Here is a 22,358-nt window from a genome sequence, read left to right on the forward strand (position 1 = left end):
GAAAATAACGAATTATAGAGAATTATAAAGTAGATGATTTTACTTTAGAAATAGAGAAAGGCATTATACACTTTATTATAAGTGATATTTCTTGAAAGAAAGAGGTAAGACTTGAGTCAAAAGTACCTGTTGAGTTAGGGGAATGGGTAGAGATTAAACTCATTTATCATGATGGGACTTACATCCTTTATATAGGGGATGAAAAGGTAGATGAGATGCAAGAAGAGGGATTGGAAATCAATACTAGAAATAGTTTATTATTAGGAGCAATCAAAAATCATGCAGGAGGTAGTCATACCCATTATTTTAAAGGTGAGATAAGAGTTATAAAGCTAGAAAATCATTTTGAGGAAAGTTACTAAATAAAAATGTAAAAGTCACACCTATACAATTTTTCTTTGAAACAACTGCATAGGTGTGGCTTTTTGCTGTAGAAAAGAGAGTGTCTTATTCTTTATAAGTATATCTGGTATTAACTAGATAAGTCGTACTAACCATGGTGCAAAGGTGAGACAGAGAATAAGCATGAGTCTTACAAAGTAAAGGGAATAGCGGTAAATAATATGGATAAATAAAAATAAAAGTATGAGTGCTAAAGCGTATTCTATAAATTTTATATAAGGAAAATGATAAAAATAGAATCGATTTAAAAACCTTCCATAGTTGCGTAGAGCAAAAAAATATAGAGTAATATAGGTGACTTGTTCTGAAGTGCTAATTGGCATAAAGGCTCCTTAGTTTTTATTTCAATGTATGCAAGGATTATAAGAGAAATGAAAGAAGGGGTAAAATATTTTGAAAAGTTTATAATAATTGATAAAATATAGTATGAACTGTATTTAATAATTAAAAAACTGTGGGGATAGAAAATGAAAAATATAAGAAAAGTTGTTTTTATTATGACAGATACTCAAAGAAAAGATATGGTGGGATGTTATGGACACCCGCAAATGAAGACACCTTATATTGATGCTTTAGCTGAAGAGGGAATAAGATTTGATCGGGCTTACAGTGCACAACCTGTGTGCCAACCTGCAAGAGCAGCTTTATTTACAGGACTTTATCCACATTCTACTGGGGGATGGACTAACTCTATGGGAATAGGCCAGGATGTACAGCACATTGGGCAAAGACTAACAGATCATGGTATACATACAGCATATGTTGGAAAATGGCATCTAGATGGTGGAGATTACTTTGGAATGGGTAGATGTCCAGATGGATGGGATGCACAGTATTGGTATGATATGAGGACATATTTGGAAGAGCTTACACCAGAGGAAAGAATAGCTTCAAGAGATCCTAATACCATTCATACAGTGGGTGTGGAAAAAAGCTTTACTTATGGGTATAGATGCACGAATAGAGCCATTGACTTCTTAGAAAAACATCACGCAGAGGATTTCTTTTTAGTCGTATCTTATGATGAGCCTCATGATCCTTATCTGGCACCAGAAGCTTATTCAGAGGCATATAAAGAGTACAGAGTACCTGTTACACCTGCTCATTTAGATAATTTAGAGCATAAACCGCAACATCAAAAAGTATGGGCAGGTTTAAAAAAGGGGGAAGTAAAACGTAGTCAGGAAAGGATAGATGAAGCAACCAACTATGGAAAGGGTATAGGGCATCAACTTTTGTTTGGTTGTAATACTTTTGTAGATGAAGAAATTGGTAGGGTAGTAGAAGCTATAGAGCAGTATGCACCAGATGCACTTATTATTTATACGAGTGACCATGGCGTATTCTTTGGAGAACATGGACTTTGTGCTAAAGGACCTGCTATGTATGATGAGATTACGAATATTCCACTTATTATGAAGTGTAAAGGTTGGGAGCAAAAAGGGATAGTAGACTCACATCCTGTTTCACATATCGATTTGGCTCCTACTATTTTTGATTTCATGGGCGTACCTATACCAAAAATGTTTGTAGGTCAAAGTCTTAAAGAACAAATTAGGACAGGAAAAAGGGTTAAAGACCATATATGTATGGAGTTTGGAAGGTATGAGGTAGACCATGATGGTTTTGGGGGGATACAGATTGTAAGGGCTATCTTTGATGGAAGATATAAGCTAGTTATTAATTTACTTACTTCTGATGAGCTTTATGATTTACAAGATGATCCTTATGAAGTGAATAACCTTATTGAAAATACTAAATATGAAGCTATACGTAACAAGCTCCATAATGCTTTATTAGAGGAAATGAATCGTACAAGAGATCCATTCCGAGGATATTACTGGGAGGATAGACCATGGAGGACAGACTCTGCAGAGCCTACCTGGAGTTATACTGGATTTACAAGACAAAAAGAGAACGAGGAATATGAACCAAGGCAGTTAGATTATACAACGGGTTTAGAAATGAAAGAAGCGGTACGAAGTAAGTAGAAAAGATTATTAGGTTTATTTAACTATAATGAACAAAATCCCTAGTCTTAAGTAAAGGCCTAGGGATTTTGTTCATTATTTTTATATAGACATTTAAAGGATCAGGCTTGTGATAGCTGAATAAAGCATATAAATAGATACACCTATTGAGAGAAAAGCGACACTACGTTTAAGGAGTTTAATATTAATCTTACCAGCTATTTTGGCACCTGTAAGGACACCTATAGATTGAAAGAAGATACTTGCTAGAATAAGTGGCCATAAACTTGTAAGGTCGCACTGAGCTATATACCCTATGCAAGCTGGTAGTGCAATGAAAATAGAGTTAAATAAACTTGTTCCTACAGCTAGTCTAATAGGCATACCCAGACTTACCATAAGAGGCATGACAAGAACAGGACCGCCTGCGCCTGAGAGGGAACAGATTGTACCTGTTACAATACCAAGTAGTATGGCAAAAGGTATGTGATTGAGTAAGGAATGACTAGGTAGTTCTTGGGTCTCATCTGTTTGGGTAGCATCTTTTTTTAATAAGATGGATAAACCTGAAAAAAGTACAACAAGATAAAGAAGTATTTTGGCAATAGGCATTGGAATGAGTAAGTTAAGCTGTACACCTATAAGGCCCCCTATTAAACTTCCTATGCTTAAGACAGTACCAGATTTTAGATGCACTTGCCCATTTTTGTGATACTTATAGGCACCTATAACACCAGAAGTTAGGAAGGAAGTAAAGCTTAAGGCAAGAGAACTGCTAATAGGCATTGCTAATAGGCCTGCATAGGTAATTGGAAGCAGAAATCCAGCAATGCCTGATATACCTACCAATACACCTACAATTAGGTTGGCCAAACTAAGAATAAAAAACATAAATAACCTCCTATTATGAGTTTAGTGCAGAGAAATATTTTTTGGCATGATATAAGATGCGTTCTTCATCTAATGTAAGAACGTGACGGTCTTTCATGATAAGTTTACCATTTACAATCATATCCACTACATCATTAGCGTTGACACTTTCAACAAGTGTATTGACTAGATTATGTGTAGGATAAAGGTGTGGCTGATCAATGTTAATACCGATTAAATCAGCTTTATAACCAACTGTAAGCTGGCCTGTATGATGACTTTGTTTAATAGCTTCAGAGCCTCCTTGTGTAGCCATATGTAATAAAGTCTTTGCTGGCATAATGACAGGATTACTTGTCTGAATGCCATGAGTCACATTCATAACAGAGCGGAAAATCTTCATTTCATTCCAAAGACTCATACCACCATGAGCTGTGCCATCTGTACCTAAGGCAACGGTAATTCCCTTTTCTAATAGGCTAGGTGTAGGAGGGACAGCTTTACCACAGTTGCTAAATGGACAGTGAGCAACTTTAATATTGTACTGAGCAAGTATGCTTTTCTCTGCTTCAGAAAGCATAAGGCTATGAGCACTAAGGAAGTGAGTACCAAGTACACCAAGTGACTCTAGATACTCTAAAGGACGCATTTTAAAGTGCTCAAGGCAGTAATTTACTTCATTACCATACTCGTTCATATGAGCATGCACACCTGTATCAAGTTCACTGGCTATACCAAAAGTTTCTTGGATAAGCTCAGGTGAGCAAGAAAGAATAGAGCGAAGTGAGAAGAATACTTGAAGTAAGCCATCATTTTTTAAATGGTAAGCATCATAAAGTGCTTTAGTACGTCTAGTAGCTTCTTTGGTAGAAGTCTTCATAGCATCAGGCACATTACCTTGGTCTATTGTAGAGTAAGTCAGTACGCCGCGTAGACCAGACTGAAGATAAACTGTAGCAGCTGTATCCATAAAGCTACCACCGGCATCAGCAAAGGCTGTTGTGCCAGATTTAATCATTTCAAGTGCGGCAAGCTGGGCACTAAGCTCTACAGTATCAGATGTAAGGCTACTTTCATAAGGCAGCATAATGCGTGTCCAAATCATAGGTAACTCATCCATAATGCGACCGCGTAAAAGTTGTTGATTAGTGTGCATATGAGCATCAACAAGGCCAGGCATATAGAGCTTATGAGCCCCATCTCTTATAGAGGAAGCGGTATAAGTATTAGCTAGAGTAAAAGCATCCTCTATAGCTACTATTTTTCCTTCGCAGATTGCAATACTTTGATTTTCTAGGATAGTATAATCTTTTGTTAAAATAGAGCAGTTTTGGATGATAAGGTCACAAGTTTGTTTTTGTATAGACATGAGAGAATTCCTTTCTAAATAGCATGAGTCAGCTTAAGTACGATCTGAGAGATAAAAGCAGAACCTACAAAAGTACCTGTCATAACTAAAAGACCAAGAATGACCATCTTCCAGCCTTGTTTAGCAAAAGTTTTTACTTCGCTACCAATAGAGATACCGGCAAAGGCACCGACAATAGTAAGGGGAGCTGTAAAGTTGATTTTAGATGTAGCTTCAATAACATAGCTTGCCACAGGTGAAATAGGACAAGCTAGAAGTAAGCCTAAAATAGAGCAATAAGCTACAATAGGCAGTTTGAATGGTAAAAGTTTACTTAGGATAAAAGCAATAAAAGCAATACCAAGTAAAATAAGTGTACCAGGTAGTGATTCTAAAAAGGCTACTTTAAATCCTACAAAGTTAGCTGTGATAATACCTAGTCCAACAATAAGTAATAGTACTATGTGTTCTTTATATCTCATTTACATGTCCTCCGATTTAAGTTGAGTTTTTTGAGATTTACCCCATAAATTGCCGATTTTAGGCTCTAAGAAATTATAAAGTTTATTACATAATGGGATAGCTATAAATAAGCCAACATAAATACCTGTAATACCAGAGATTGTTTCACTCATTCCAGCGAGGGCTAAAATCTGATCAGCTTGAGCAGGATAGATTTCTACAAGGCTAGATGTAGCAGATGCCATCATAATTCCCGCACCTACCCCTGATGCCATACCAAGTGCATAAGGATGAAATAGCTCAGTTGCAGCACAGATTGTAGCTAAAAATCCAAAGTAAATGGTTCCAATCATACCACCTACAATATAAATGGAAAGGCTACCTCGCATTTCATCAGAATCAGGTCCGTACAGATTACTGATAAGAGCTAGATTTGTTTCCCTGTTAATAGAATGTGTAGCACCAACAGCTTCACGTTTCAGGCCAAGCAATATAGCAAATGGAAGAGCTAAGAAAATAGTACCTAAGTTACCAATCTCTTGTAAGAGAAGGGCAGGACCTGCTGAAATGACTTCAGACAAATTGGAGCCTGCTGAAATCCCAAGTTTAGCCACAAATGGACAGATGGCTATAATAACTAGCTTAGAAGCTGCTTTTACTTCTTTTTCATTAAAGATTTTAAGAACATGAGGGCCTTGTATAATACCGAGTAAAAGTGCATAAAAAATAGGAAATAAAAGAAGTTGTCCAGGTCCTATAGGGAGCTTAATCTGGCCGATAGAGTCAGCGATAATAATCATTATAAAAGCAGCAATATAAATTTTATATTCTACTTTAAATCTTTCTTTTGTCGAACAATAAGTATAATTCTCCATTGTAACCTCCTGTGTGTTTTTTTACTTAATATTTAAGTATATAATAGTGTTTAAGATTGTTTTATCATACTTGAAAAATAAAAATAAAAAAAGGACAAAGGGGAACATTTATTAAAAAACTTTAAAAAATAGTTCGAGTTTATTATAATAAGATAAACTAGATTAAATGATAAAATAAGACAGTGGGGGATTTTTATGTCATTAGAGGAATTATTGATTAAAGTGCCAGAGCTCTATCCTTATATTGAAAACATGCCGGTATCGATTAAAGATAAATATGTCATTAAGACCATTCCAGCAGGTACTTTAGTTCATCAGAAAAATGATGAGCTTAATTATTTTGCTATTGTGTGCACAGGTGAGCATAGGGTCATTAATGAATTTGAAAATGGGAACATCTTTATGATAGAGAAAAATGAACCTATTGATTTTATAGGGGAGGTTACCATTTTAGCAGGTATGCCCACAACCTCTGTAACCATTGAAACATTGACAGACTGTATTGTGCTGCAGATTCCTAGAGAAGATTTTGAATACTGGATTACAGTGGATAATCAGTTCTTAAGATTAGTCTCACAAAAAGTTGCTTATAAATTATATAGATCCTCTTATAATAGAGGTGCTAAGCTTTTTTATCCAGCTATATTCTTTTTAATGGAGTATATTGTTCAATATGCCAAAACAAAAAATATACAGAAAGGGCAGCAGATTACCATTCATAAAACGAGAGAAGTTCTTTCAGAAGAAATGTGTATGACGACTAAGACACTTAATAGAAGTGTAAAGAAGCTTAAGGAGCAGGGACTTATTTGTATCCATAAAGGGAAAATATGTATACAGTACACCCAGTATGAGACTTTACTAAAAGAAATGCACCATATTTTAAAGCAAACAATTTAGCTATAAAAGGGACTTAGTTTAAAAAGGATTTAATCTAGGCTATAATAAGAACCATGTAAGCTAAAAAATAAGAAGTAATACGGTGATTATAAATGTTAAAACAAAAAATACAAGACTTCTGTAGTTCTATAGGTCTAGATACTGTAGGATTTATACCTTGCAGGACGTTTCATGAATTAGAAGTATTTTATACAAATAGACAGAAGCAGAACTTACAAAATGAATTTGAAGAGCAGAATATAGAAAAGCGTATAAATCCTAACTTTTATATGGAAAAAGGCAAGACTATTATCTCTATAGCTTTTCCTTATTATGATGAAGAGGATGAGAAGATACAGTCAAATGGCTTTTCTATTTATACCAAAAGGCTTGATTATCATAGAGTAGTTAAAAAATATTTAGATCAGGTATGTGAGTATATTGAGACGTTAGGCGGAGAAGCAGTAAGCTTAGTGGATAGTAATGCTTTGCCAGAAAGGTATATTGCTTACTTAGCAGGAATAGGCTTTATTGGCAGAAATAATATGGTTATTACTAAGAAGTATGGTTCTTATGTGTTTTTAGGTGAGATTATAACAGATTTAGAGATAGAGTGTCAGGATCAAAGATGCTTTGAGGAACTAGCAACATATAAAGAGTGTGGAGATTGTGACCACTGCATTCATGAATGCCCAACTAAATCGATTAATAAAAAACGCATTAATCCAAATATTTGTCTTTCCTATATGACTCAGAAGAAAGACTTAAGTGATAAAGAAATTCAGTTATTAAAGGGGAATGTATTTGGGTGCGACTTTTGTCAGCTTCAGTGTCCTTATAATGAAAAGACAGAAAAGATTAGTTTAGAAGAGTTTAAAATGCTGGAGCATATGAATGATGAAGTAGCTATTTATGCAGGGATGGATAATAAGTATTTTAAAGAAAAAATAGCTCCTACTTCTTGCGGGTGGCGAGGCAAAAATGTGATTAGAAGAAATGCTCTTATTCATATGAGTCGGGAAGGTCATGATATTGAGGCTTTCAGGGGAGATTCTCCTTATATTAATGAGTATATTGATAGGCTAAATAAACTAAAGAAATAAATGAGGTCCCTCTAAGTGCAGAGTATTCTATTATCTGCATAAGAGGGACTTTACTTTTATAGAAGAAAAGATGAAAGCTAGAAAAGCAGTCATAAATTTAGGGAACGCTTATTATAATAAGGTAACAGGTTTTTTATACAAGCTTTTTATAAAAGTTAAATTGAGTCTAGGGGGAAATAAAATGAGTAAAGCGTATTTTTGCAGTACATGTAAAAAGATTTTTAACGAAGGTAATCCTTGTAGCTGTCAAGAAGAGGGATGCGTAAAAGAGCTAAAGTTAGGTACACCTGTTAATGTGACAGGAACTAAATTAAAAGGTAAAGTTTATAGGATTAAAAAGGATGAGGTAGAGGTACTTATTACAAGTAGTAAAAATAGAAGCATTAAAGCTTATAGGCTCGAGCAGATTAGGAAGGTTTTATAAAAAAGTTTATAGAGTACTAAAGTTTATAATGTACATATAAAAAGCACTGAGGTTATACCCGATGACCTTGGTGCTTTTGTCATAAAATGGTTTGAAAATGCACATATTAAGAACTAATCAACTAAGAACATAAGATAAAAGTAAGGAGCAAAATATATGAATCAAATCAACTGGTTAGACATAGGCTTAAGCTTTATCGGTGGATTAGGGCTCTTCTTATTTGGAATGGAATATATGGGAGAAGGCTTACAGAAAGCAGCAGGGCCTAAAATGAAGAAGCTCCTCAGTATTCTAACGAGTAATCGGTTATTAGGTGTACTAGTAGGAGCAGGGGTTACAGCACTTATTCAAAGTTCATCTGCGACAACTGTTATGGTAGTAGGTTTTGTAAATGCCAGTCTTATGTCCCTTAAGCAGGCTGTAGGGGTGATTATGGGAGCTAATATTGGAACTACTATTACAGCATGGATTGTGTCATTAGGGGAATGGACAAGTTTCTTAAAGCCCTCTGTACTTGCACCCTTATGTATTGCTGTAGGTATAGTTTTAATTATGTTTGCTAAAAAGCAAGGGGCTAAGCATACGGGCATTATTCTCTTTGGTTTTGGTACACTTTTTCTAGGTCTAGATATGATGAGTGATGCGGCTAAGCCACTTAGGGAGTTAGAAGCAGTCAAAAATATGTTTGTTGTATTAGGAAGCAACCCTATACTAGGTATCTTAGCAGGAGCAGGTGTAACAGCTATTATCCAGAGCTCTTCAGCTTCAGTAGGAATCCTACAGGCATTAGCTTTAGCAGGACTTGTACCATGGAATTCAGCTATCTATATTATTCTTGGCCAGAACATAGGTACTTGTATTACAGCTATTCTTTCTAGTATTGGTGCTAATATTAATGCCAAAAGGGCAGCGGCGATTCACTTTATTTTTAACTTTTTAGGATCTGTTATTTTTGGTATTTTAGCTATTGTAATCTTCACTTTTATAGCACCAGGTTTAGGTAGTCAGATGATTGATGTAACACAAATTAGTATTGTCCATACCATTTTTAATGTAGCTAATACCTTACTACTCTTCCCATTTGCAGGTAGTTTAGTTTATTTAGCAGAGCATCTTGTGAAAGGTAAGAATGAGGCGAAGCCCGGAGAATTACAACACTTAGATGAACGTTTGTTTGAAACCCCTTCTTTTGCTGTGGAAAATGCAGTGAAAGAAGTAGTACGTATGGGAGAAATTGCAAAAAATAATATGGAAGTTGCTATGCAAGCGTTATTTGAGAAAAATAGAGATAAAGTGCAAGAGGTTTTTGATACAGAAAGAGAAATTAATGAATTGCAAAATGGCATTAATCAGTATCTCGTTAAACTAAGTAATATATCTTTAACAGAAAAGGAATCTTTAAGAGTCACTAATTTATTTCACATCGTAAGTGATATTGAAAGAATAGGGGATCATGCAGATAATATTGCTGAGCTTGCTGCCACTATGATAGAAGATGACTCTAAATTCTCTGATGAAGCGAGAAAAGAACTGACACGTATTAATGAGATGGGGATTCAGTGTTTAGAGACAGCTCTAAAAGCTTATGAGGTTACTGATGATAGGTTAGCTAAAAAGGCCATGGTTTTAGAAGATCATGTAGATAAGCTAGAAAGTAATATGCGTACGAATCATATTAAAAGATTAGTGCAAAAGGTTTGTGAGCCTATGGCAGGGATCGCTTTTCTAGATACTTTAAATAATATAGAACGTATTTCAGACCATGCCTCAAATATTGCACAAGTTGTATTAGAAGAAATATAAAATAAAATGCCTTGTTCTATTCGGCACTAATAGAGGATAGGACAAGGTACTTTACATATAAAGAACTTTGGCTATATAGAAAAATTATGCTAGAATTATAGAGTTAGATAATCATAGAAAAATTCATTTAAATAAATATAACAAAAGAAAGAGGGCAATATGGCAAATAATAAAATAGACCGCGTCATGAATCTATATACCTTTTTAAAAGCGTATCATAGCATGAAGAGTCCGGTTATTACCAACCGAGAAGACAGGGAATGGCTAGAGCTACTCAAAACGTGGCCCAAACATCCTTGCATTGAAACAAAGTGGCAAAACCAAGTAATAGGTGAGCCAATCTGCATTATTAAAAAGCCTACAGAGGACATGCTCTTAAAAGAGAACGTGGCTGTCGAAGTAGAGGGGATTTATAACAGAATTTATAGCGTTTATACAAGGCTAAAAAAAGAGCCAGAAATACTCGAGCTTGTTTATGGCAATGGACAATTAAAAGTAGAAGGAATGGATGTTATTGACCATCCATTAGTTTTACAACCTGTGACTCTAGTTTTTGATGCAGAGTCTGAAAGTTTTTCGTTTGTACTCACAGATAAAGCACCAGAATTGTATCAAGGGTTATTAGGTCTTGTAGAAGGTATAGAGGAAGAAGCAGTTATTGAGTTTATCAAGCTTTTCCAAAGTCAAGCAGTAAGCCCACTGGAGCCTAGTGAAATACAGACATTCTGCATGAAAGTGCGTGAGCAGTTTAAAGAGGACTCGGGGATTACACTAGAGGAAAACTATCCAACACTCTTTTTAAGAAAGAAACAGCTAGGTTTTCAGGTAGCCATTGATTATATTTTAGAAGACTTACAGAAGAAAAAGCAGATTACCCCTTTTATTGCCGATATTGTAGGGGCAGGAGATGCTGTAAGAAAGAATCAAAATGCCAAAGAAACTATGAAAAAGCTTGCTTTAGATGTGAATGGTATTGACCAGAAGATTTTATTTACTAAACCAGCTAATAAAGAACAGCTTTTAGTAGCTAAGCATTTAGAAAGAAATGAAGCTGTACTTGTACAAGGGCCACCTGGTACAGGGAAGACTCATACTATTGCCAATATGATTGGGCACTTATTAGCAGAAGGGAAGCGTATCTTAGTAACAAGCTATAGCGAAAAGGCGTTAGGCGTAGTTAAAGAGCATGTTATACCTGAACTGCAGACCCTTTGTATCAGTCTTTTAAAAGATGCAGAAAGCCGAAAAGAATTAGAAGCAACTTTAGAGGGCATTCATCATGTACGTGCTACCTTAGAGAGAAGTGAGTTATCTAGACGTGTAGCCATGCATGAGAAAAATAGAGAGGCTTGCCTTAGAAGCTTAGATAAATTAAATGGTGAACTTAAAAATAGTAAGCTTGTGGAATACACACCAATCAAAGTAGCAGGCAAAACCTATAAACCTTTAGAAGCAGCGCATTATATTAATGAGAAGAGAGCGACATGCAGCTGGTTACCGGGTCCTGTAAGACAAGGCTCTTTACTCCCTCTTAGCGAAGAGAAAATTCAGGAGCTTTATCATATTAAAGAGAGCCTTACAAAGGAAGATAGCCTTATTTGTAGTTTGGATATAGATATGGCAAATATCTTGACAGCTGAGGAGTTAAAACAATACATAGAAGTAGAAAAGGTTTTCAAAAAGAAAAAAGAACCAAAGTGGCTTACTTACTTTAAAGAAGATGAAAGCTTATACGAAGTAGAAGCTCTAAAAGAATTAATAGCTAGCATTAAGCTCATTAAAGAACAGGTCCATTTAGAAGCACCTTGGTGTATGGCGACTTTAGAAGCAGGACGAGAAGATAAGGCGAAAGAGCAGTGGCAAACTTTGGCTGCACAGATTAAAGAAGTATATCAGCTTAGCCTAACTTATGCAGATGAGATGATGGCTTATGAGCCTAAAATTTTACCAATTGATGAGAAGATTAAGCCATTAGACCTTTATAGTCAGATTAATCAGAAGCTACAAAGTTCAGGTAAGCTTTCTAAGATGACCCTTCTTTTAAATCCTCAAATGAAAACCCTTATTCAGGCAAGTCGCATCAATAACAAGCAGCCAGAGACTATGCAGGAGTTTGAAGTACTCATCCACCATATGGTGCTTAAAGAGCAAAGAGAATCTCTAAAAGCAAGATGGGAAAGACAAATGGTACCACTAGGTGCACCTGCTATTAAAGATATGGAAGAGCCATTTGAACTTACTTGCCAGAAATATGGTGAAGCTATTCTAAAATACTTAGATTGGTATAAAAAGAAATGGCTCCCTATTGCGAGACAGCTAGCTCAATATGGTGTAGATATAGAAGGGCTTATGGAACAGCAAGACTTTACACAGAGCAGTTATGGTCAGGTACATTATCTTTACCATACAGTCATAGAAGAAGTTTTACAGGTGCTTGATTATCAAGTAGCAAGATGTGAGAAGCTTAAAGTAGCTAGAGAAAAAGAGAGCTTTGAAAAGTGGTTAAACAATTTAACCTTTATTAAGGAAAGCAAGATTTTAACAGCGCTTAAAGTCTCCTTAAAGACAAAAGATTTAGAGCAGTACCAAAAAGCCTATGAAGATTTCCTAGAAGCAAGAACTAAAAAGAAGCAAGTAGCTAGAAAAGCAGAACTTTTAGATAAACTAGCTTTTGCAGCGCCGGGATGGGCAAGTTACTTAGAGGCTTTCAAAGAAGAAGGCGAAGAAATTATTGTACCAACTGGTGTAGAAGAGGCATGGCTTTGGAGACAATTCGTAGATATATTAGCAAAGCGTCACGAACGAAATGCTAATGTGATTAAAGAAGAGATGCAGGAAGTAGAAAAGCGCTTAAATTATCATACCAAACAACTTGTATGTGACAAAGCGTGGTTACACAAACTTGTGGACTTTGATGCTAACCGTAGTGAGATTCAAGCTATAGAAGGCTGGAAACAAGTTATCCTGAAAATGGGGGCAGGCAAAGGGCGAAATCGTGAACTTCTTAAACAAGAGGCAAGAAAGCTTATGCCAAAATGCCAGAAGGCTGTACCTGTATGGATCATGCCGCTTGATAAAGTAGCTGAACACTTTGACCCAAGAGAAAATGTCTTTGATGTAGTGATTATTGATGAGGCAAGTCAAGCAGATGTAACAGCACTTATTGCTTTATACCTAGGTAAGCAAGTTCTGATTGTAGGGGATGATGAACAGGTAAGCCCATTAGCTGTAGGAGAAAATACAGAAGAGATTGAACGTCTTATTAAAACTTACTTAGAAGATGTGCCAAACCATTATCTCTATTCAGGACGCTTTTCAATTTATGACTTAGCACAGCTATCAGGTTACCAACCAGTTAGATTAAGAGAACACTTTAGATGTGTCCCAGAATTGATTGGTTATAGCAATCAGCTGGCTTATAAGGGGCAGATTGAGCCATTAAGAGAAAACTCTAAAGTCCTAAAACCAAGTATTGTCATGAATTATTTACCGGAAGGTAAGGAAGAAGGGCAGATTAATAAGGTAGAGGCTGAGGCTATTGTCAATCAAATTTTAGCATGCTGCACCAATGATCTTTATACAGGTAAAACTTTTGGCGTAATCAGCTTAAAAGGGGATAAACAAGCGGCTTATATAGATAGCCTACTGCAAAAAGAAATGACAGCTCGTGCTTATGAAAAACGTCATATCTTATGTGGTGGTCCAGCTCACTTCCAAGGTGATGAAAGAGATATTATCTTTATTTCTATGGTAGATGCTAAAGGAGACAAAGAAACACTTCGCCTTATGACTTATGGCAGTGATAATCTCTATAAAAAACGTTATAATGTAGCTATGAGCCGTGGACGTGACCAAGTGTTTATCATGCATTCTTTTAATCCAGATACAGACTTAAAAGAAGAGGATATTCGTAAGGAACTCTTTGCATACTGCCGAAGCTGCGGTAAAGAACAGACCTTAGAAAAGAAACAGTTTGAAGAAGAATTAGTGCCATTTGAACAGGAGATGAAGACCTTATTAGAAGGAAGAGGCTTTAAAGTACGCAGCCATAGTCCTTCAGGAGCATGTCTTACAGGTCTTGTTATAGAAGGAAAGCAAAGGGAAGTAAGACTTGTATGTGAGAGTGAAAAATACCAAGAAGGTACAGCTTTAGAAGAAGAAATCAATCGCCTTGCTGTTCTTGAACGTATTGGTTGGGAGATGGTTTATGTGAGTGCATCACGTTTTTACCAAAATCCAGAAGTAGCATTAAATCAATTGGTAGATGAAATACAAGAAAAAATGAAGAGATAAAGTCTATAAGAGTCCAATATTAGGTGGTGACATATAATGAATACACAAAAATTAACTTATGGAGGAATGCTATCAGCCCTTATTGTAGCAAGCACAGTCTTTGTTATGATGACAGGAATTGGGTATACTTTCTATCTAGATTTGGCACTGCCTATTCTTATTGGCCTTGTCTATATGAAATGCGGCTTTAAGTATACGAGTCTATGTGGAATAATTTCGGTGAGTATTATTTTCTTTGGACTTGGAAATCTTCCAACAGCTATATGGATGATTCAAAGTATTATAATAGGACTTATTTGTTCGGTAGCTATTTTTAGAAAGTCTACTTTAATGGATGATTTACTATGGTGTTCTATTGGTGGGGCTTTTATCGTTATCTTTATTGATATTTATTGCGAAAATATTTTAGGCATGAGTATTATTAAGGAGTTATGGCAGACATTAGAATCCTTCCCGGTACCGGATGTGACAAAGGAAGTCGCTGTCTCTATAGGGCTTGCTAGTTTACCAGTAGGAACAAGTCTTATTACTTATATAGGTATTTTATTAGCTGCTAGTAGATTGCACTTATTGAATGGACAAGCTAAATATAAGTTTAAGGTAATTAAAAATCTTAAAGTATATGGCGGTTACTTATGCTGTTCTAGAAGCATCACAAATAGATGGACCATTTACCTTGTTGGCATTCAGTTTCTTATGTTATTTAAACTGCCTTTATATGTTAAGACTGTACTCGGTACTGTGCAGTGGATTGCGCTTTATTTTGTACTAAGAGATGCTCATCATTTTGTAAGTAAATATGTTTATACAAAGACAAAATCTATAGGTCTTACAAAAGGAATGGGGTTAGGCATTTTTATTATGCTCTTTAGCAGATTTAGATTAACAGCAGTAATTTTAATAATAGCAGGATTTATAGTAGATACGCTCTATCATGTAAGAGACCAGCAGATTAAGATCCTTAATAGTCAGATAGCCTAGAATATAAAATAAAAATATAAATAAGTTATTTTAATTACACAAAATATTTACTATAATCTAAGATAAGTGTAAATTATTCTGTACAAATAGAAGTTAGAGCACTTATAAAAGGAGAAAAGTTATGAGTAAGTATTTTGTTGGATATGTAAATAAAGGACGAATGGAAACAGTAACAGATGAACAGGCTAGAAAACTGACCCATCTTAATATTGCCTTTGCACCAATGGTAGGTGATATTACAGTGATGGAATTAGAAGACACACACATTAAAGAGCTTAATCGTATTAAAAAAGCTAATCCAAACCTTAATATTTTAGTCTCTACAGGTGGTGGCAATAACCATGGACATGGAGAAGCAACAAGAACACCTGAAGGGCTTATGACTTATGATTCTAATACAGGAGGTAAGATGACAGGTCACCACACCAATTTATATGAGCCAGCAGGAGATGGTATTAGACCTCATAGTGCTGATTATCATATAAGATTGATGGTGTCAGCTGGTGTACCTATAGAGAAAATTCTAATAGGCGCAGCTTTCTATTCACAGCAGTGGAATCATGTACCAGACGTGAATCATGGTTATCGCCAGGAGTCAACAGAGCTTAATAACTGGGGACCAGGCTATACAGAGATTGTAGAGAAGTATGAAAGCAAAAATGGCTATGTGAAATATTTTGATGAAGCAGCAAAAGCTCCTTACCTTTTTAATGGTAGTACATTCTTCTCTTATGATGACAAAGAGTCCGTTAAATGTAAATGTGAGTATGCAAAAGCACATCATATGGCAGGTATCTTTTACTGGGTACATGATGCAGATGTAAAAGGTGAACTCTTTGATGTGATTTATGAAAATCTATAAATGAAAAACATATATCAGTTTAAAATAACCTCTAGGAGTCTATACGAATAGGGGTTGTTTTTTTGTGAAGAAAAGTCGTCAAATGGAAAAGGAATTTAAAATACTCAAGCAGCAGTTAGGGCAAATTGAAGAGATTGCAGCCTATACGAGAGTTTCACAGCTCTGGAGCCATGAGGCCGCCGTGCGTAAAAAGCTAAAGGTACTGAAGCAGATGGAAGGCAAAGGCATAAAAGGATTCGACGCTATTTATGAAGGGTATAGAACTTTATTAGATAATCTATCACAGCGTATATTAGAAGACTATAACGAGAAAAACAAAAAGGCTTATAAACTTTCTGAAATTATTGCAGAAAATCCAGAGGAATATTTAAACTCCGGTATTTTGACAGTGCTTATGAAAGTGCATATTCCTAAAAAAATCGCACATGCCTTTGAAATACACTTTCCAGCTAATCCAAAGGATGAGTATACCCTTGCAAGAGGCATGAAGCGTAAAGTCTATCTTCACCTAGGGGATACCAATACAGGTAAAACTTATCATGCGATTAAGCGTCTTATGGAAGCGGATTCGGGTATATACCTGGCACCACTTCGTATATTGGCATTAGAAATTTATGAACGCCTTAATGATGAAGGGGTTAAATGCAATTTACTTACTGGCGAAGAAGAAATGCTAGTAGAAGGGGCTAGGCATATCAGTTCAACTGTAGAGAAGCTTAATATAGATAAACATTATGAGGTAGCTGTAATAGATGAGATTCAGATGATTGGTGACTCTCAAAGAGGTGCTGCATGGACAAGAGCACTATTAGGACTTCAGTGCAAAGAATTACACATTTGCGGAGCAAAAAATGCCCAAGACTTACTTCTTAGAATACTAGAAGACTGTCAGGATGTTATAGATGTTAAAACTTATATGAGAAATGTGCCTCTTGAGGTAGAGGAGCAGTATTTCGACCTGAAAGGTGCTATGGCGGGTGATGCCCTTATTACCTTTTCTAAAAAGCGTGTACTTGAACTGGCTAAACGCTATAAAGATAGAGGGATAAAGACTAGCATTATTTATGGAGATTTGCCACCAGAAGTGAGAAGACTTCAGTATCAGGAATTTATTACAAGAGAAAATGAACTACTTGTTTCTACTGATGCTATAGGCATGGGTGTTAATCTGCCTATTAGACGTATTGTATTTATGGATATTAAAAAGTTTGATGGAGATGAAGTCAGATATCTTACTTCACAGGAAGTGAAGCAGATTGCTGGACGGGCAGGTCGTAAAGGCATTTATGAGGTAGGTTATGTGAATGCAGCAGGAGGGAAGGCTGGCTTTATTAAAGAAAGTATTTCTTGTGAAGATGAGCCTATTGGTGAAGCTGTACTAGGTCCTAGTGAAGCTTTACTTGTCATAGAAGAATTGCCCCTTAAAGAGAAGCTAGCCTTATGGGCAACAAGGGAAGAAAAAATTCCCTTATATCGTAAGATGGATGTAAGAGATTATTTGATTATTTTAGATATGATTAAAAAGTATAAGCTGAGTGAATCAGTGCAGTGGAAACTTATGAAATTGCCTTTTGATGTAGGAAATGATGTACTGTGTGATACCTTCTTAGAGTTTGTTAATGAGTATTTTATAAGGAAGAGTGCTACGCTTACTAAGCCGGTAGAAGGAGAGAGGAGTTTAGAAAACCTTGAAACCTATTATCAAAAGATTAATCTGTATTATTCTTTCTCCAAGAATTTTGGCCTAGAATTTGATGAAGAATGGGTTTATGCAGAAAGAGAAAAGATTAGTGAAAAAATCAATCAGTTATTGGTCAATATAAAAATTAATTAAGGAATCAAGCAGAAGGTATAATAGGATAGAAAGAGAGAATAAAAAATAGAAGATAAAAATTAAGAGGAGTGAATGTAAAGTTAAATTTATATTCACTCCTCTTATATTACACTTTGGTCTTAAGCCTTACAGTCTAGAGATCATAGTGCTTAAAGGGTATTATTCTGTAAGTATATATGTATGAATAATATGCTGGATATCCCCTTCAGGTTTAGTTGTAAAGAGGCTCAGCTCTTTAGTCCAAGCATCTTCTAGCGCATACCAATCAATAAGATTTTCAGTACCACGGGAGAGGGCATGGAAGTAAGTTTGCCATCTTTTGTAGTAGAAGTCTAGTGTGAGTCCGGCCCATTCACGACATGCATAGTCTCTTAGAAGCTTGGAACCTTCTTCATTGCCCCATAAAGTAATAAGGCGTCTAGCATTAAATTCTAACCATTCTTTTTCTTGTGATGTAGTCGCTTTAGCCTTTGCCAGCTCTAGCCAGTTACCAAGAAGAAATTCTGCTCTTGTACTAAGGAGTGCATCTTGTACTTTAATAAGATTTAAGAAGTCTTCTTGAAGTGCGCTATTATGGAAATCTTGTTGAAGGTCAGAGTAACAGAGTCTTGCTTTATCTGCTATCACTTGCCTTGCAATATCAACTAAGTCATATAGATAGCCATCATAATTCTTAAGCTCATTATAATCTTTTATAAGAAGTTTAAGGGCTTCTTTAACTTCATTAAAATCGTAGTAGTAAGTATCGGGACCCCAGGTGGTAACATTTTTAATATTTCTATGGGGTCTTGCACAGATAATAGATTCACAGGCTCCTTGCTGTTTAATTTGACAGTTATAGATACCATGTAGGAGAAGTTTCCATGCTTTAGAGGAATTAGAAGTAAGTTGGCCATAACGTCTTGTAAGGTAGGTTTTAATCCAGTCTTCTTCAGAAATAGCATCTGTTTCCCATATTCTATCTAATAGTGCTTGATAGATAATAGGATTAGTCCCAATGCCTTCAGGAGCCATACCAATTCCTTGGCAATAACGAAGCGTTTTATCATTAGCGAGTAAAGCTGTGCTGTTTAGGATGTTTTTTAGGTTGCCAAATAGGCCTTGTTTACCCCCAAAGTTATTGATAATGCACCAAATCCAAGGTGTTTGATCAAATTCATTGGTTTCATTAAATCGAGGGTCTGATTCACCCCAAAGGTCTAAAATAAGTACTTTATTATGATCAAGTAGCTCGAGGACACCTTGTTTTGGATTACCACCCCATCCTTGCATCACCCAGATACCATCTTGTATATCACGCTCTAAAGCGTCTTGTATAGCTTTAGCATTGGTACTTAAATTAATATGATCAGGTGCACCGAATTCATGGAAAAGGTCCATGCCAAAGTACTTGGTACGTGTACCAAATAGCTGACTTTGATGTTTGTAGTAAAGATGAGCTACTTTTTTAAAGAGGTTATGTTCAGGTAGTAGAATATCTGGACTTTCAAAACCACACCAAGCCCCTTTATGAATGACTTCAGTGTTAAAACGTTTTTTAAAGTCTTGTGGCACCATACCAGCATAGCCAGGAAAAACGGGTTCCATGCCTAGCTCAAAAAGTCTGTCATTTATTTTTTGTCCTAAGGCAATTTGTTGTTTATACCAGCTTAAAGGAAGAGGGCCACCCCAACTGCTCATATTTTCCATGAAAAACCATGCGAAATAACTAGGACCACATATAAAATGTCCCACCTCTTCTTCTGTATAGCCAAGCTCTAGAAGTAATTCACGGTAAACAGCTTCTTGACCTACAATATTTAGCATCATATTGATACCATGCATAGCCATCTGATCAATTTCTTTTTCCCATTCTTTAAAGCTCCAGAAAGCCATAGAATAACTGAATGTACAAAAATTTAAGTTGTACCTGTAGGTAAAAGGTGTTGTTTTATAAATAGGTGTATCGAGCGTTGGAAAAGCTTCAGTAGGGAGTATTTTGCCGTAATAGGTCTCGATTTCTAGGCCTAATACGTGTTTAATAAAATAGCCAAAGGCACTGCAAGCACCATTTAGTGTATTAGATTGAATATAATACTGATGATTACAAGAGCTTAATTTAAACCATTCTTCTTCATTGGGCTCACGTTTAGTAAGTTCAATTTGGAAATAATTACTGATACCTTTAGAAAAACGTTCCATTAATGAATAGATAGATTGTATTTGTCCCATTTTTAACCTCATAAAAGTTTAAATTTATTAATTTATTCTATGTTAGTATGAAATGTTTATATTTGTCAATTGTCATTTATACAATTATTATAGGTGATATATGAATATAATGTTGAAAATTTTCAATATTAACAGTAGTATAATAAGTAGTTTGGTAGGACGTTAATAGATTGAGGAGGCACATCATGATAGATGCAAGTTTAAAGAGTAGAATATTAGATACAACGCCAGGCAAATATTTTTATGGAAGACTTGTAAAAAAACATACTAAATATACTTTGCAAATATATGAAAGTAATACAGAAGAAGAATTTTGGTGCAATAGAACACTAGGTGAAATACATCTTTTTAAAGCTATAAATAGAGATTGGGACTATTGCTTACAAGAAACCATAGCATCAGGAGAATATACAGAAGCTCAATTTTCTATTAAGAAGCTTTCGGATGACGAGTTCGTGATATGGGTATATGATTTTGAAAATAGGATACTATTAGAAGCGCAAAATGAACTCAAAAAGCAACAATCCTTATTAGAAATTTTTATAGATTCTATTCCGGATATTATTTTTTATAAGGACGTTAATAAAACTTACATAACATGTAATAAGGCATTAGCAAACTTAATCAATAAAGATAAAGATTATATCATAGGTAAAAAGGATTCAGAGATAGATATTCTTGTATTACAGGCTCATAAATGTAAAGAGTTTGACCAAAAAGTCATAGAATCTAAAACAGGCATTACTGTAGAAGAGAAAGTTTTTTTACCATCTGGTGATGTACGTATTATGGAATCTTTAAAGGTACCATTTTGGTCAGGAGATAATCATTTACTAGGCATCATAGGCATATGTAGAGATATTACGGAAAAAAGAAGAGCAGAAGAAAAAATTATCCATAGTGAAAAGCGTTTTAAGCAAGTCTTTGATAATATATCAGATGCTATTATGATTATAGAAGAAGGAAAGGTTATAGAGGTCAATGATGCCTATGAGCAAATTTATGGTGAGAGCTATAAGAAACTCCATGAAGATATAGAAATGAACTATATATTAGATAAAGTATATAAGGAAGATTTAGCAAAGATACAGCCGATAAATTATAATGAACCTTTTCAAGCAAAAGGAAGAATTTTACGTGGAGACGGTAAAGAAAGATGGATTAATATGAAGTATGAAGCTATGCCAGATGGATGCTGGATACTGGTAGTAACTGATATTACGTCTCAAGTACAAAAAGAACGGGAACTCGAGAATTTAAGAAATGAATTTTTTGCTAATCTTTCTCATGAGTTTAAAACACCTGTTAACTTAATACATAGTGCCTTGCAGTTATTAAGGGTAAATTTTAAGAGAATGCAGTTAGATGAAAAAGATTACAGTAAATGTTTTGATATTTGTAATCAAAATATTTCACGGCTTTTAAAACTTATTTCTAATTTAATTGATTCCACTAAAATTGACTCTGGTTATTTTAAATATAATCCTCAAAATTATAATGTAGTGAGTGTGATAGAAGATACTGCCCTATCAGTGCTGGCTTATTGTGAGCAAAACCATATAGAAATGATTTTTGATACGGAGATGGAAGAGAAGATACTTTATTTTGATTTAGAGCTTATGGAGCGTATTATTTTGAATTTACTCTCTAATGCTATTAAATATAGCAAAGGTACTCAGCTATTCGTTACGGTTAAGCAAGGTGAGGATAATGTTCTAATTATAGTAGAAGATAACGGAGTAGGCATACCAAAAGATTATTTAGATAATATTTTTGAAAAGTTTAGCCAAGTGAATAATCGTTTTACTAAAGTAGGAGAAGGCAGTGGATTAGGTTTGTATCTTGTAAAATCTTTTATTAATATGCATAATGGTGAGATTTTTGTGCAAAGTGAATTAGGTAAAGGAACTCGTTTTATTATAAGCTTACCAGATATACAGGGGCCAGATGAACCTATTTATTCTAGCTTATATAGTAAAATGGAGTTTGTTGAACGTACTAAATTTGAGTTTTCAGATTTAATATAGTTTAAGTTAAAGGA

16 protein-coding genes are annotated in these 22,358 nt (G+C 35.2%); 11 read left to right on the forward strand and 5 right to left on the reverse strand.

Annotated elements, in window-relative coordinates:
• The first annotated feature begins 215 nt into the window (after positions 1-215).
• A complete protein-coding gene (locus ACLTBU_RS14295; protein WP_412219575.1) occupies positions 216-362 on the forward strand; it encodes a hypothetical protein in 147 nt (48 codons plus the stop codon).
• Positions 363-869: 507 nt separating this feature from the next.
• Positions 870-2,393, forward strand: a complete 1,524-nt coding sequence (locus ACLTBU_RS14300) for a sulfatase-like hydrolase/transferase (RefSeq protein ID WP_249332582.1) — start codon at positions 870-872, stop codon at positions 2,391-2,393.
• 93 nt (positions 2,394-2,486) lie between these two features.
• On the opposite strand, the gene ACLTBU_RS14305 is transcribed toward ACLTBU_RS14300, so the two are convergent.
• The 4 genes from ACLTBU_RS14305 to ACLTBU_RS14320 are packed head-to-tail and all read right to left on the reverse strand — an operon-like array spanning position 2,487 to position 5,927.
• Entirely contained in the window at positions 2,487-3,263 is a 777-nt protein-coding gene (locus tag ACLTBU_RS14305; RefSeq protein ID WP_412219577.1) for a sulfite exporter TauE/SafE family protein, read from the reverse strand.
• 13 nt (positions 3,264-3,276) lie between these two features.
• Positions 3,277-4,611 carry an amidohydrolase family protein gene (locus tag ACLTBU_RS14310; RefSeq protein WP_412219579.1) on the reverse strand — a complete coding sequence of 445 codons (1,335 nt, stop codon included), beginning with the start codon at positions 4,609-4,611 and terminating at the stop codon, positions 3,277-3,279.
• Positions 4,612-4,625: 14 nt separating this feature from the next.
• Positions 4,626-5,072 (reverse strand): hypothetical protein, encoded by a 447-nt coding sequence (locus ACLTBU_RS14315; RefSeq protein WP_249332579.1) that lies wholly within the window; start codon positions 5,070-5,072, stop codon positions 4,626-4,628.
• Complete coding sequence (locus ACLTBU_RS14320; protein ID WP_177671604.1) at positions 5,073-5,927, reverse strand: DUF3100 domain-containing protein; 855 nt, start codon at positions 5,925-5,927, stop codon at positions 5,073-5,075.
• Between the two features lie 195 nt (positions 5,928-6,122).
• On the opposite strand from ACLTBU_RS14320, the gene ACLTBU_RS14325 reads away from it, so the two are divergent.
• From ACLTBU_RS14325 to ACLTBU_RS14360, 8 genes are all read left to right on the forward strand, one after another.
• Positions 6,123-6,827 (forward strand): Crp/Fnr family transcriptional regulator, encoded by a 705-nt coding sequence (locus ACLTBU_RS14325; protein ID WP_249332577.1) that lies wholly within the window; start codon positions 6,123-6,125, stop codon positions 6,825-6,827.
• Positions 6,828-6,919: 92 nt separating this feature from the next.
• Positions 6,920-7,909, forward strand: a complete 990-nt coding sequence (queG, locus tag ACLTBU_RS14330) for a tRNA epoxyqueuosine(34) reductase QueG (protein WP_412219581.1) — start codon at positions 6,920-6,922, stop codon at positions 7,907-7,909.
• 181 nt (positions 7,910-8,090) lie between these two features.
• The gene (locus ACLTBU_RS14335) at positions 8,091-8,333 is read left to right on the forward strand and encodes a hypothetical protein (RefSeq protein ID WP_177671601.1); all 243 of its coding nucleotides are present in this window, start codon (positions 8,091-8,093) and stop codon (positions 8,331-8,333) included.
• A 156-nt stretch (positions 8,334-8,489) separates the two neighbouring features.
• Entirely contained in the window at positions 8,490-10,136 is a 1,647-nt protein-coding gene (locus tag ACLTBU_RS14340) for a Na/Pi cotransporter family protein (RefSeq protein WP_412219584.1), read from the forward strand.
• A gap of 159 nt (positions 10,137-10,295) precedes the next feature.
• Positions 10,296-14,429 carry an AAA domain-containing protein gene (locus tag ACLTBU_RS14345; RefSeq protein ID WP_412219585.1) on the forward strand — a complete coding sequence of 1,378 codons (4,134 nt, stop codon included), beginning with the start codon at positions 10,296-10,298 and terminating at the stop codon, positions 14,427-14,429.
• Positions 14,430-14,465: 36 nt separating this feature from the next.
• Positions 14,466-15,410 (forward strand): hypothetical protein, encoded by a 945-nt coding sequence (locus tag ACLTBU_RS14350; protein WP_177671598.1) that lies wholly within the window; start codon positions 14,466-14,468, stop codon positions 15,408-15,410.
• A 121-nt stretch (positions 15,411-15,531) separates the two neighbouring features.
• Positions 15,532-16,272, forward strand: coding sequence for a glycosyl hydrolase family 18 protein (locus ACLTBU_RS14355; protein WP_412219589.1), 741 nt, complete (start codon positions 15,532-15,534; stop codon positions 16,270-16,272).
• Between the two features lie 64 nt (positions 16,273-16,336).
• Positions 16,337-18,106 (forward strand): helicase-related protein, encoded by a 1,770-nt coding sequence (locus tag ACLTBU_RS14360; RefSeq protein WP_412219590.1) that lies wholly within the window; start codon positions 16,337-16,339, stop codon positions 18,104-18,106.
• A 159-nt stretch (positions 18,107-18,265) separates the two neighbouring features.
• On the opposite strand, the gene ACLTBU_RS14365 is transcribed toward ACLTBU_RS14360, so the two are convergent.
• A complete protein-coding gene (locus ACLTBU_RS14365) occupies positions 18,266-20,317 on the reverse strand; it encodes an alpha-N-acetylglucosaminidase (protein WP_412219592.1) in 2,052 nt (683 codons plus the stop codon).
• A 185-nt stretch (positions 20,318-20,502) separates the two neighbouring features.
• Between ACLTBU_RS14365 and ACLTBU_RS14370 the strand changes: the two genes are divergently transcribed.
• The gene (locus ACLTBU_RS14370) at positions 20,503-22,344 is read left to right on the forward strand and encodes an ATP-binding protein (RefSeq protein ID WP_412219593.1); all 1,842 of its coding nucleotides are present in this window, start codon (positions 20,503-20,505) and stop codon (positions 22,342-22,344) included.
• The last annotated feature ends 14 nt before the right edge of the window (positions 22,345-22,358 follow it).

The sequence above is a fragment of the Zhenhengia sp. genome (assembly GCF_046966505.1).
Classification (GTDB): Bacteria; Bacillota; Clostridia; order Lachnospirales; family Cellulosilyticaceae; genus Zhenhengia; species Zhenhengia yiwuensis.